Raw genomic sequence first — 12,241 nt, 5'->3', positions numbered from 1 at the left:
ACCTTGTACACCTGCGGCGCCTCGAACAGGTTGTTCGTGCTGTCACTCATGATCGTGGTGTACGACGACCCGAAGCTGCCCGGGAAGTTCCCGATCGGCATGCTGGCCCGGTAGATCTTGCCGTTGTCCCCGGCGAAGAACAGATACATGTTCTGTCCGTCGCCGATCAGCGTCTGGTCGATCGGGCCGGTCCCCGAACCCGAGATGCTGCCGGTGAACAACGTCTGCGCCGACGACCACCCGTTCGGGTTCGTCGGATCCGTCGACGTCTTGTACGAGAACGCCGTCGGACCCCACTGGTACGCCAGCACCCAGATGCTCTTCGGGGCGAAGTAGAACAACGTCGGCGCGACCGTGCCCTGGCTCATCGCGTTCTGACTGGCCGAGGCCATGTCCGACCAGTTCGTGAACAGGCCGAAGTTCATCGACCCCCAACTCGAACCCGTGTCATGCGTGGTCGCGTACACCAGATGCCGGCCGTTGTACGGCACCGTCGTGAAGTCCTTCAACGACACCCACCCCGACCGCGGCGTCGCCAACGCACCCGTGGAACTCCACCGGTACGACGACGGCAACGTGCACGAACCACTCGGCGGCGGGCTCGTCGGCGGCGAGGTCGGCGGGGTGGTGGGTGTCGTGCCGCCCGTGCAGGTCACCCCGTTCAGGGCGAACGTGGTGGGTACGGGGTTGCTGCCCGTCCAGGAGCCGGTGAAGCCGAACGGCACCGTCCCGTTGGTCGCGATCGAGCCGTTGTAGGCCACGTTCTGCGCCGTCACCGCCGAGCCGCTCTGCGCCACCGAGGCGTTCCACGCCTGGCCCACCGTCTGCCCGGCACCGAACGACCACCGCAGCGCCCAGCTCGTCACGGGGTCGCCGAGGTTCTTGACCGACACGTCGGCGTTGAACCCGCCCTGCCATTGCGACGACACGGCGTAGGTCACCGAGCAGCCCGCCGCGGCGGCCTCCGCCGGCATCGCGACGGCGACGGCCGTGGCCGCCAGCATCGTCACGCCGGTCGATACCAGAACGGGGACAGTCGCTTTCCGTTTGCTCATAGAAATCTCCTGACAGGATGACGGCGTGCGCATTCGGGATGCTACGGGAGCGCTCCCACAGACTCAATGAATGCAATTTCCGGTAAGAGCCGGTGAAAAACCGTTATGCCGGTCGCCCGCAATAGGTCGCGGTATCTATGAGCTTGAATGCCACGAAATCTGCTGGCAACGTGGAAGCGCTCCCACCGTGCCGACCCGAAGGAGATCAGGATGCACCGCGCGCATCCGCGGCTGTGGATCGCCGCGAGCCTCGCCCTGGCGCTCAGCGTCGCCGGGATCTCGGTCGGGTCCAGTGCCCGCGCCGCGGCCGCCTGCCGGGTCACGTACACGGTGACCAACCAGTGGCAGGGCGGCTTCGGCGCCTCCGTGACCATCGACAACCTCGGTGACCCGATCACCGGCTGGCGGCTCGGCTGGGCGTTCACCGCCGGGCAGAGCGTCACCCAGCTGTGGAACGGCTCGGTCACCCAGTCCGGCTCGCAGGTGACCGTGACCAACGCCGAGTACAACGCCTCCCTGCCCACCGGGGGGAACGTGTCCTTCGGGTTCAACGGCGCGTCCCCGTCCGGCAACCCGGCGCCGACCGGCTTCACCCTGAACGGCGTGGCCTGCACCGGCGAGCCCGCCCCGTCGACCCCGCCGTCGAGCCCGCCTCCGTCCAACCCGCCCCCGTCGGACCCGCCGCCGACGGACCCGTCCGCGCCGAGCACGTTCACCAACCCCGTGGTCTGGCAGGACTTCGCGGACGGCGACATCATCCGGGTCGGGGACGTGTACTACTACTCCGCCTCGACCATGCACTACTCGCCGGGCGCGCCGATCCTGCGCTCGTACGACCTGGTCAACTGGGAGTACGCCGGCCACTCGGTGCCGCGGCTGGACTTCGACTCGTCCGCGTACGACCTGAGCGGCGGGCGGGCGTACGTGAAGGGCATCTGGGCCTCGGCCTTCAACTATCGGCCCAGCAACAGCACGTACTACTGGCTCGGGTGCACGGAGTTCAACCGCACGTACGTCTACACCTCGTCGTCGGTCAGCGGTGGCTGGAGCAAGAAGGCCCGCATCAACAACTGCTACTACGACGCCGGCCTGCTGTTCGACAACGACACCCCGTACGTCGCGTACGGCAACGGCACGATCAGCGTGGCCCAGCTCTCGTCCGACCTCACGTCCCAGGTCCGCGCCCAGACGGTGTACCAGACCCCGTCGAGCATCGGCACCCTCGAGGGCTCCCGCATGTACAAGCGGGGCAACTACTACTACATCTGGCTCACCCGGCCGGCCAACGGCCAGTACGTGCTGCGCTCGACCAGCCCGTGGGGACCGTACGAGCAGCGCCAGGTCCTGCTGAACCTGCCCGGCCCGATCAGCGGCGGCGGGGTGCCGCACCAGGGCGGGCTCGTGCAGACCCAGAACGGTGACTGGTGGTACATGGCCTTCACCGACGCGTACCCCGGCGGCCGGATGCCGACGCTCGCGCCCATCACGTGGAGCGGCGACGGCTGGCCCGTCCTGCAGACCGTCAACGGCCGGTGGGGCGCCAGCTACCCGCGCCCGAACCTGCCCTGGCACCCGCTGACGCCGATGACCGGCTCGGACTCGTTCGCCGGCACCACGCTCGGCCAGCAGTACGAGTGGAACCACAACCCGGACACCAGCAAGGTCACGGTCAACAACGGGCTGCGGCTGTCGACCGCCACCGTCACCAACGACCTCTACAACGCCCGGAACACGCTGACCCGCCGCATCCAGGGCCCGTCGTCCACGGCGACCGTGCAGCTGGACTACTCGGCGATGGCCGACGGGGACCGTACCGGCCTGGCCATGCTGCGCGACTCCTCAGCCTGGATCGGCATCCGCAAGGACGGCTCCACCACCCGGGTCTCGATGACCAACGGCCTCACCATGTCGACCAGCGGCTGGACCACCACCGGTACGGGCACCGAACAGGCCGGAGCCACGGTGAGCGGCGGCCGGATCTGGCTGCGGATCAACGCCGACATCCGGCCCGGATCCGGACGCACCGCGCGCTTCTCGTACAGCACCGACGGCACCACGTTCACCACCCTCGGACCGGCGTTCACGCTGAACAACGATTGGCAGTTCTTCATGGGCTACCGCTTCGGCATCTTCAACTACGCGACGCGCAGCCTCGGCGGCGCGGTCACCGTCAACCAGTTCTCGGTGGCCACGCCGTGACGCCGCCCCGGGGACGTCTCGTGACATCGCTGCTCTCCGTGCTCGGCGCGGTCCTCATGATCCTGGCGGCGCCGCTGCCGGTCCGGGCCGACAACCCCATCGTCCAGACCATCTACACCGCGGATCCGGCCCCGCTGGTGCACAACGGCCGGGTCTACCTCTACACCGGACACGACGAGGACAACTCGACGTACTTCACGATGAAGGAGTGGCGGGTCTGGTCGTCCGCCGACATGGTCAACTGGACCGACCACGGTTCACCGCTCGACCTGTCCGACTTCAGCTGGGCCGCCAGCAACGCCTGGGCGGGGCAGGCCGTCGAACGCAACGGCAAGTTCTACTGGTACGTGCCCATGACCACGAAGGCCACCGGCCGGATGGCCATCGGGGTCGCGGTCGCCGACAGCCCCACCGGACCCTTCCGCGACGCGCTCGGGCATCCACTCGTCGAGACCAACGAGATCGACCCGACCGTGTTCATCGACGACGACGGGCAGGCGTACCTCTACTGGGGCAACCCCAACCTCTGGTACGTCCGGCTCAACGCCGACATGATCTCGTACTCCGGCAGCCCGGCGAAGATCGCGCTGACAACCGCCGGCTTCGGCACGCGTACGGGGGACGCCAACCGGCCCACCCTGTTCGAGGAAGGCCCCTGGGTCTACAAACGCAACAACCTCTACTACCTGGTGTACGCCGCGAAGTGCTGCTCGGAGTTCATCGCCTACTCGACGGCGCCGGGGCCGCTCGGACCGTGGACCTACCGGGGCACCGTCATGCCCACCCAGGGCAGCAGCTTCACCAACCATCCGGGCGTCATCGACTTCGCCGGGAACTCGTACTTCTTCTACCACAACGGGGCGCTGCCGGGCGGTGGCGGCTACACCCGCTCGGTCGCCGTGGAGAAGTTCAGCTACCGCTCGGACGGGACGATCCCGACCATCACCATGACGACGGCCGGCGCACCCCAGGTCGGCACGCTCGATCCTTACGTCCGGCAGGAGGCGGAGACGATCGCCTTCGAGTCCGGTGTGGAGACCGAGGCCCTCGGCACGAGCGGACGTGCGGTCAGCTACATCGACAACGGCGACTGGATCAAGGTCAAGGGCGTCGCGTTCGGTACTGGCGCGTCGACGTTCACCGCCCAGGCCGCCTCCGCCACGTCCGGCGGCCGCATCGAGGTACGGCTCGACGGCACGACCGGCACCCTCGCGGGGACCTGCACCGTGCCCGGCACCGGAGGCTGGCAGACGTACACCGGCGTGAGCTGCCCGGTGACCGCCACCGGCACGCACGACCTGTACCTGCGGTTCACCGGTGGCAGCGGCAGCCTGTTCAACCTCGACCGCTGGCAGTTCACCCGCACCGGTACGCCCCCGACCGACCCGCCGCCGACCGACCCGCCGCCGACTGATCCGCCCCCGACCGACCCGCCGCCGACCGCCGGGTGCAGCGCGGCCTTCCGCACCACCAACACCTGGTCCGGCGGCTTCCAGGCGGAGGTCACCGTGACGGCCGGATCCGCGCCGGTGAACGGATGGCGGGTCAGCTGGACGGCCGCCGGGCAGAGCATCTCCCAGGTCTGGAACGGCACGCTCAGCACCAGCGGCTCGACCGTGACCGTCGGCAACGCGTCGTACAACGGCGCCCTGGCGGCGAGTGCGTCCACCACGTTCGGGCTGCTCGCCAACGGCAGCCCGGGCACCCCCTCCCTCACCTGCACCACCACCTGACCGCGATCCCCAGGAGTCACCGTGCTCAGACAACGGACGTCATCCCCATCCTCCGATCGAGTCCGCCGCCTCGCCTCCTCGGTGGGCGCAGCCGTCGCCGCGCTGGCGCTGGGCGCGGCGATGGTGACCGGTGTGCTCGGTGGCACCGCCGCCGCGGCGCCGTCCGCCGCGGCTGCCACGGCCGGCTGTGGCAAGGCACCGACGCTGACCAGCGGCACCCGGACGATCTCGAGCGGCGGGCAGAACCGGACGTACATCCTGCGCGTCCCGGACGGCTACGACCGTAATCGGCCGTACAAGCTGATCTTCGCCTTCCACTGGCTGAACGGGACCGCCCAGGACGTGGCGACCGGCGGGTCGTCCGGCGCGGTGTGGGCGTACTACGGGCAGCAGCAACTGTCGAACAACAGCGCGATCCTCGTCGCGCCGCAGGGCATCGACAACGGGTGGGCGAACACCGGCGGACGGGACCTGGCTCTCGTCGACGCGCTCACCTCGCTGATCGAGAACGACCTCTGTGTCGACACGTCGCAGCTGTTCGCCACCGGCTGGAGCTACGGCGGGGCGATGAGCTACGCCGTCGCCTGCGCCCGCCCGACGGTGTTCCGCGCGGTCGCCGTCATGTCCGGCGCGAACCTGAGCGGATGCTCCGGAGGCACCCAGCCGGTCGCCTACCTCGGCATCCACGGCACGCATGACAGCGTTCTCGACATCTCGCTCGGCCGCCAGCTGCGGGACACCTTCGTCCGCAACAACGGCTGCACGTCGCAGAACCCGCCGGAGCCGGCCCGGGGCAGCCTGAGCCACATCGTGACCGCGTACTCGGGGTGCCGCGCCGGCTACCCGGTGACCTGGGCGGCGTTCGACGGCGATCACACCCCCGAGCCGGTGGACGGGACCACGAGCACCAGCGGTGCCCGTACGTGGACCGGCGGTGAGATCTGGCGGTTCTTCTCGGCGCTGCCCAGCACCAGCACGCCGCCCACCTCGCCGTCGACGCCCCCGTCCTCGCCGTCCACGCCGCCTTCCACGCCGCCGAGCTCGCCGCCGTCCGGCCAGCCCCGCGCCTGCACCGCCACCTTCAAGGTCGTCAACACCTGGCAGGGCGGCTTCCAGGCCGACGCCACGGTGACCAATACGGGTACGGCGGCCACGACCGGCTGGCGGGTCAGCTGGACGCTGCCGTCCGGGCAGACGATCAGCCAGGTGTGGAACGGCACGCTGAGCACCTCGGGCGGTACGGCCACCGTGACCAACGCGTCGTACAACGGCGCGCTGGCACCCGGTGCCGGAACCACCTTCGGCATGCTCGTCAACGGGAACGCGGGGACCACGCCGGCCCTGGCCTGCGCCGCGCAGTAACCCGGCAGCACCCGACCGGCCGGCTACCGCATCGGTGGCCGGCCGGTCAATGCGTGGACGCGATGGCGTCCCTGATCGCCCGCGCGTCGCTGTCGAGCAGCGACCTCTCGCGTTGCGGCGACTCCGCCCTGAAGTCCCAGCCGTCGTCCGCGTAGCGCGGGATGACGTGCAGGTGGAAGTGGAAAACCGTCTGGAAGGCGGCTTCGCCGTCGCAGAGAAACACGTTGATCCCCTCGCACCCCAGGCTCGAGCGTCGCAGTGCCCGGGCCAGATCGTGACCGACGGACCAGACGTGGGAGCTCGTGGCCTTGTCGAGGTCCTCGAGGCCCACCGCGTGCACCCGTGGCACGACGAGAAGATGGCCGCGCGTGACCGGGTTCAGATCCATGAAGGCGACGACCGTCTCGTCCTCGTACGCGATGCTGGCCTCGGCCTGACGCGCCACGACGGCGCAGAAGACGCATCCCCTACGGTTCATCGGTCAGCTCCGAGGTGATGGAGGACGCGCCGCAGGATGAGCTGCTGGCCGGCCGGTGACGGGTGCACGCCATCCTCCTCCAGGACATCGGCTCCGGCCGTCTGCGTGGCCCCGTACAGGTCGACGGCGTCCGGCACGACCTTGCGGACGATGCCCGCCACCTCCGCCACCGCGGTGGCGTCCCATCGCACCGGGCCGTCCCGGAAGTATCCGTCGATGCGGTCCTGGTCCACAACGGACGGCGTCAGCACGGTGATCGGCGTCCTCAGGTCCCGCGTGACGAGCTGGACGAGCGCACGCAGGTTGCGTTCCGTCTCGTGGATCGTCGCCATGCGGTGGCCGCCGCCGGGGCCGTGGGCGCGGGCGTCGTTGGTGCCCAGCATCAGCAGGACCCGGCTCGGCCGGGACGCCTGCACCAGGTCGAAGCGTTCCAGCACGTCCGCGGTGGTGTCGCCGCTGACGCCCAGGTTGACCAGGGTGGGCGCGGGCGCGCCCGCGAGGGCGAACGACGCGGCGAGTACGTCGAACCAGCCGAGGCGGTCCGCGGTGATCGAGTCGCCGACCGCGACGATGCGGTCGTCCGGCCGGAACGGCAGGGCGGCGAGGGCGTCCCGGTAGTCGCTGCCGGTCAGCAACCGCGCCGCTGCCGCCTCCGCCTCGTCACGCAGCGAACGGATCAGGGTGCTGATGCTCTCGGGGCTGGTCGACAGCATGCGGGCCAGCAACTCGGCGTGCAGGTCGTCGCCCACGGGGTAGCGCTGCAGCATCGGCCACGACCGGGTACGGGTGTAGCGCAGGAAATGGCGGCGTTCCGCGTCGGTGAATGGGCGCTCCACGGTCACGCGCGCCACCGGTCGCCGCGGTCCGCGAGCGTCAGCACGTCATCGGTGCCGTCCACTGCGCCCTCCGCCTCCCACGTGAGCCGGTGGGACAGATCCCCGACGTCGACGTGCAGGGCCGCCGACGTGCTGCCGTGCCGCCACCGGAGGGCGATGGTGGTGCCGGAGCACTCGTGCTCGAAGGACCCCTGGAAGGCCGGGTGGTGGGCGCGCAGGCGGATCGCGGCGAGCTGGGCCCGGACGACCGGGCGGCCCAGCTCCTGCTCGGCCTCGCCCGGAGCGTAGTGGTGCCGGTTGACGTCGCGTCCCACTCCCGTACGCCGCAGCAGCTCCACGTCGTTGCGGCCGGCGAGCAGACCGACGTAGTAGATCTGTGGGATGCCGGGCAGGAACAGCTGTATCAGGCGCGCCAGGAGATACCGGCGGTCGTCCCCGCCGAGCGCGTCGTAGAACGTGCAGTTCACCTGGTAAAGGTCCAGGTTGCCGGCGGCCGTCCCGGTGGCGAGCCGGCTGGCGCCGCCGCTCGCGTCGTGCACCGCCTCGACCAGCGCGTGGATCTGGTCCGGGGCCAGCAGCCCGGGCTCGCCCGGCAGGAGCGCACTGGCGCCCACGTCCACGATGCCGATGCCGTCGTGCGTGTCCAGCACGGTGACCAGGTTCGGCGGACGGACGGCCAGCCAGCGCGCCAGCGGCCGGGCGTCACGCGCGTGCAGGGCGTGCAGGACGAGCGGCGGCAGGGCGAAGTCGTAGACCAGGTCGACGGTGGGTGCGAGGTCGAGCTGCTGGCGGTAGTGGCCGTGCATCTCGAGCAGGACCCGGGCGCCGTGCTCGTTCGCGTACGCGCGCAGCCGCCGGATGAAGGCGTGCGTCCTGTCGGTCATGAAACACGTCGTGCCGGCCTGCTTGCCGACGTACCCGACGGCGTCCAGCCGCAGCATCGTGACGCCGGCGCCGGTGAGCCGGTCGATGATGCCCGTCAGGTACTCCCAGGTGCCGGGGTCGCGGACGTCCAGATCCACCTGCTCCGGGGTGAAGGTCGTCCACACCAGCCGGGGCCGTCCACCGAGGATCATCGTCGTGAACGGCAGGCCGGGCCGGGGCCGGTAGATCGCGGCGAGTTCCGCCTCGGTGGCGCCGTCCGGGAAGACCGAGCCCAAGGTCAGGAACATGCCACGGTACGGCGAGTCGTCGCCTCGGGCGATCACGTCCTGGAAGGCCCCGGCGCGGACCGACATGTGGTTGACGATGACGTCGGTCATCACGGTGTGCGTCCGCGCGAGCTCGCCGACGTCCGCCCAGCTGCCGAGCCGCGGGTCGGGTTCGGTGTGGTCCTCCGGGTCGAAGCCGGCGTCCGCGCCGTCGTACGGGCGGAAGAACGGCAGCACGTGGACGCCGCCGAAGACGCCGTCCAGCGGGCCGCGCAGCAGGCCGGTGAGCGCTTGCAGCGATCCGCCGAGCCGGTCGGCGTACGCGATCAGGTGTGGAGCGTCCATGTCTCAGCCCTTGATCGAACCCTGGAGCAGAGCCGCGACGAAGCGGCGCTGGAAGATGAGGAAGACGGCCAGCGTGGGCACCAGGATCAGCAACGCACCGGCGCACAGGAGCGGGATGTCCGTACCCCACTGTCCCTGGAAGGCGCCCAGCGCGCCGGCCATCGTCCGCTTCGCCGGGTCGTCGACCAGCACGATCGCGAGCAGGAAATGGTTCCACGTCCAGAGGAACAGCAGGATCCCCAGCGACGACAGGGCCGGCATGGCCAGCGGTACGTGCACCCGCCAGAACAGCTGCCACGTGCCGGCTCCGTCGATGCGGGCCGCCTCCGAGAGGTCATCCGGCATCGTGACGAAGTGCGCGCGCATCCACACCACGGAGAACGGCATGAACAGGCCGATCAGCGGCAGGATGATCGCCCACCGGCTGTTCAGCAACCCCATGTCGCGGACCTGGTAGTACAGCGGGGTGATGATCCCCTCGAAGGGCAGGGTGAGGCCGAGCAGGAAGACCAGGAAGCCGATCCGGTGGCCCGGGACGCGCAGGTGCCCGAAGGCGAAGCCGGCCATGGTGCCGAACACGAGCGCGGCCGGGACCACGCCCAGCACGATGAGGCTGCTGGAGAGCAGCAACTCGCCCATGCTCGCGGCGCGGAACGCATCGGCGAAGTTGCCCCACTGCGGGTCGTCCGGCCACGACAACCCGGAGGGATAGGTCCCCTTGGGGTGCAGCGCGGTGACGAACAGGCTGACGAACGGTACGACGGTGACCGCCATCAGCAGCCCCAGCAGGAGCCGGCCGGTCCACGCCTCGCGACGGTTGGTGATCATCGCGAGCCGTCCCGGGTGAGGCGCTGCAGGGGCAGGACGCACGCGAGGACGAGCACGACCAGGGCGACCGCGAGGGCCGAGGCCATGCCGATCTCCCGCTCCGAGAAGGCGAGGTAGTAGATCTCCAGGCCGGGCACCATGGTCGCGTTGCCGGGACCGCCCTGGGTGGCGATGTAGACGATGTCGAAGCTGGCCAGCGCGGCGATCACCGTCACGGTGACACACACGCCGATCTCCTGGCGCAGGCTCGGTAGCGTGATCGAGAAGAACTCCCGGACCGGGCCGGCGCCGTCGAGCCGGGCGGCCTCGTACAGCCCCGGGTCGATCTTGCTCATGCCGGCGAGCAGCAGCAGCGTGCACAGCCCGACGAGAACCCAGGCGCCGATGACGCCGACCGCGGGCAGCGCGGTGCCCAGGTCGCCGAGCCACGCGCGGGTCAGGCCACCGAGCCCGACGGCCGACAGCACCTCGTTGACCACGCCGGTCGAGGAGAGCAGCCAGCTCCACATGATGCCGGCGGCGACGAGCGGGATGACCTGGGGCAGGAACAGCACCGTACGGGCCACCGTCGCGAGCCGGCTCTGCGCGATGCCGCGGATGGTGGCCGCGACGAACAGGCCGAGCAGCACCGGGATCAGGCTGAAGAACAGGATCAGCTCGAACGCGTGCAGGATCGACGAGAACAGCTCGGAGTCGGTCAGCAGGCGGCGGTAGTTGTCCAGGCCCACCCACCTCGAGGGTCCGATGCCGTTCCAGTCGTACAGCGAGTACTGGACGGTCAGCGACAGGGGGCGCAGCACGAACGTCGCGTACATGATCACGGCCGGCGCCGCGAACAGCCAGCCCAGCCAGCCGGCTCGGGGGCGGCGCGTACGCCGCCCCGCGATCGGTGCCGGCATCAGTCCTTGACCTGGCTCTCGTAGTCCTTCTGCACGGACTTCAGCAGGCCGTCCGGGGTCTGCTGGCCCGCCACCAGCTTCTGCAGCTGGGGCGTCCAGCTCTTCGCGTAGATCGCGCCGGTGGCATTGGCGATGAAGTCCATCGCGCCGTTGTCCTTGCCGATGGTCGCGCCGGCGGCCAGGGTCGCGGCCGTGACGGTGTTCTCCGCGACGGGCGGCATGTACGCGTCCGACGGGCCCATCGGGTGCGAGCCGCCGACCTTGACGGCGATGTCACGCGCCTGCTGGTTCGTCGCCACCCAGTTGAGGAAGAACGCCGCGCAGTCGGCGTTCTTCGCCTTGCTGCTGATGCCGTACGTCAGCGGCGCCGACATCGCGGCCTGCTTGCCGCCCGCCTGCGCCGACGGCATGAGGAAGAAGCCGACGTTGCCGGCCATCTGCTTGTCGAGGTTCCCCGACTCCCAGTCGCCGTCGAAGATGAACAGGTTCTTGCCGCCGATGAACCGGCTCATCATCGTCGCGTAGTCCTGCGAGTTGATGTCCGACGCGAAGTAGCCCGCCTTGATCCACCTCTCGAGGTGCTGGGCGGCCTGCAGGTTCGCCGGGGTGTCGATGGACGCTCCGGGCTTCTGGAAGATCCAGTCGTTGATCGCGCCGGGCTCGCCGTACGCCGACATCAGGTTCTGCAGCGGGAACGCCAGGCCGCCGGTGGCACCGCCGTTGAACTGGTTGATCGGGGTGAGCCCGGCGTCCTTCGCCTTCTGCAGCACGGCGTCGAGCTCGGCCAGCGAGGTCGGCGGCTTCGTCATGCCGATCTGCGTGGCGAGCTTCTTGTTGTAGAAGATCCCGGTCATGCTGAAGTTGAGGCCCATCGCCCACAGCGGGCCGTCGCCGCGGGCGCCGGTCGGGGAGACCCGCATCTGCTCGAGTTGCGAGGCCGGCCACTTGTCCCAGCCGAACGCCCGGGCGTACCCGTCCAGGTTCTTCAGCACGCCGTCCTTGACGAGTTCGGACACCTGGGGCAGGCGCATCAGGTCCGGCGGGTCGTCGGCCAGCACCCGCGGCGCGTTCTGCGTGATGACCGCGAACTGGTCCTCCCGGATGTCCCACTTGACGTTCGGGAACTGACGGGAGAACTCGTCCGCGAGGTTCTTCGGCAGCGGGAAGCCGGTCTCGAAATACCCTCGGAGCGTGACCGGCTGCGTCCCGCAGGTGGCGGCCGTGACCGGTGCGGCGCTGGCGTTCGCGCCCTCGGAGGGGGTGTCGCTGCCCGGCGCGCTGCAGGCGGCGAGGCCGGCGAACAGGGAGACGGTGAGGGCGGCGCGTAGCGGGCGGCGAATGGATCCGTGAGCCAT

10 protein-coding genes are annotated in these 12,241 nt (G+C 69.9%); 3 read left to right on the top strand and 7 right to left on the bottom strand.

The annotated features are described in order from the left end of the window. The coding region (locus tag IT780_RS40490; protein WP_199517196.1) for a non-reducing end alpha-L-arabinofuranosidase family hydrolase at positions 1-1,055 on the bottom strand (1,055 nt) is incomplete at its 3' end. 210 nt (positions 1,056-1,265) lie between these two features. On the opposite strand from IT780_RS40490, the gene IT780_RS40485 reads away from it, so the two are divergent. The 3 genes from IT780_RS40485 to IT780_RS40475 all read left to right on the top strand — a co-directional run bounded on the left by IT780_RS40485 (position 1,266) and on the right by IT780_RS40475 (position 6,349). Further along, positions 1,266-3,254, top strand: a complete 1,989-nt coding sequence (locus IT780_RS40485; protein WP_199517195.1) for a family 43 glycosylhydrolase — start codon at positions 1,266-1,268, stop codon at positions 3,252-3,254. A gap of 56 nt (positions 3,255-3,310) precedes the next feature. Further along, positions 3,311-4,987 carry a family 43 glycosylhydrolase gene (locus IT780_RS40480; protein WP_199517205.1) on the top strand — a complete coding sequence of 559 codons (1,677 nt, stop codon included), beginning with the start codon at positions 3,311-3,313 and terminating at the stop codon, positions 4,985-4,987. 120 nt (positions 4,988-5,107) lie between these two features. After that, entirely contained in the window at positions 5,108-6,349 is a 1,242-nt protein-coding gene (locus IT780_RS40475; RefSeq protein ID WP_199517203.1) for a CE1 family esterase, read from the top strand. A gap of 46 nt (positions 6,350-6,395) precedes the next feature. Here the strand turns inward: IT780_RS40475 and IT780_RS40470 are convergent, their stop codons facing one another. The 6 genes from IT780_RS40470 to IT780_RS40445 are packed head-to-tail and all read right to left on the bottom strand — an operon-like array spanning position 6,396 to position 12,241. Continuing rightward, a complete protein-coding gene (locus tag IT780_RS40470; protein WP_199517194.1) occupies positions 6,396-6,827 on the bottom strand; it encodes an HIT family protein in 432 nt (143 codons plus the stop codon). Beyond that, positions 6,824-7,669 (bottom strand): SGNH/GDSL hydrolase family protein, encoded by an 846-nt coding sequence (locus tag IT780_RS40465; RefSeq protein WP_199517193.1) that lies wholly within the window; start codon positions 7,667-7,669, stop codon positions 6,824-6,826. The genes IT780_RS40470 and IT780_RS40465 overlap by 4 nt, the downstream gene beginning before the upstream one ends. Continuing rightward, on the bottom strand, positions 7,666-9,159 hold the full coding sequence (gene gtfA, locus IT780_RS40460; protein ID WP_199517192.1) for a sucrose phosphorylase: 1,494 nt from the start codon (positions 9,157-9,159) through the stop codon (positions 7,666-7,668). Before gtfA ends, IT780_RS40465 begins: the two co-directional genes overlap by 4 nt. 3 nt (positions 9,160-9,162) lie before the next feature. After that, the gene (locus IT780_RS40455) at positions 9,163-9,987 is read right to left on the bottom strand and encodes a carbohydrate ABC transporter permease (RefSeq protein WP_199517191.1); all 825 of its coding nucleotides are present in this window, start codon (positions 9,985-9,987) and stop codon (positions 9,163-9,165) included. Further along, positions 9,984-10,886: a carbohydrate ABC transporter permease gene (locus tag IT780_RS40450; RefSeq protein ID WP_199517190.1), complete on the bottom strand. Its 903-nt coding sequence runs from the start codon at positions 10,884-10,886 to the stop codon at positions 9,984-9,986. Before IT780_RS40450 ends, IT780_RS40455 begins: the two co-directional genes overlap by 4 nt. Then, positions 10,886-12,241, bottom strand: coding sequence for an ABC transporter substrate-binding protein (locus IT780_RS40445; RefSeq protein WP_199517189.1), 1,356 nt, complete (start codon positions 12,239-12,241; stop codon positions 10,886-10,888). Before IT780_RS40445 ends, IT780_RS40450 begins: the two co-directional genes overlap by 1 nt.

The sequence above is a fragment of the Nucisporomicrobium flavum genome (assembly GCF_016464385.1).
GTDB lineage: Bacteria > Actinomycetota > Actinomycetes > Mycobacteriales > Micromonosporaceae > Actinoplanes > Actinoplanes flavus_A.
This window is presented reverse-complemented; position numbering and strand designations above follow the sequence as displayed.

Bases quoted from the DNA above. Each gene is read 5' to 3' on its own strand.
- IT780_RS40485 (WP_199517195.1), top strand. From the start codon at position 1,266: ATGCACCGCGCGCATCCGCGGCTGTGGATCGCCGCGAGCCTCGCCCTG.
- IT780_RS40480 (WP_199517205.1), top strand. From the start codon at position 3,311: ATGATCCTGGCGGCGCCGCTGCCGGTCCGGGCCGACAACCCCATCGTC.
- IT780_RS40475 (WP_199517203.1), top strand. From the start codon at position 5,108: ATGGTGACCGGTGTGCTCGGTGGCACCGCCGCCGCGGCGCCGTCCGCC.
- IT780_RS40470 (WP_199517194.1), bottom strand. From the start codon at position 6,827: ATGAACCGTAGGGGATGCGTCTTCTGCGCCGTCGTGGCGCGTCAGGCC.
- gtfA (WP_199517192.1), bottom strand. From the start codon at position 9,159: ATGGACGCTCCACACCTGATCGCGTACGCCGACCGGCTCGGCGGATCG.
- IT780_RS40455 (WP_199517191.1), bottom strand. From the start codon at position 9,987: ATGATCACCAACCGTCGCGAGGCGTGGACCGGCCGGCTCCTGCTGGGG.
- IT780_RS40450 (WP_199517190.1), bottom strand. From the start codon at position 10,886: ATGCCGGCACCGATCGCGGGGCGGCGTACGCGCCGCCCCCGAGCCGGC.
- IT780_RS40445 (WP_199517189.1), bottom strand. From the start codon at position 12,241: ATGGCTCACGGATCCATTCGCCGCCCGCTACGCGCCGCCCTCACCGTC.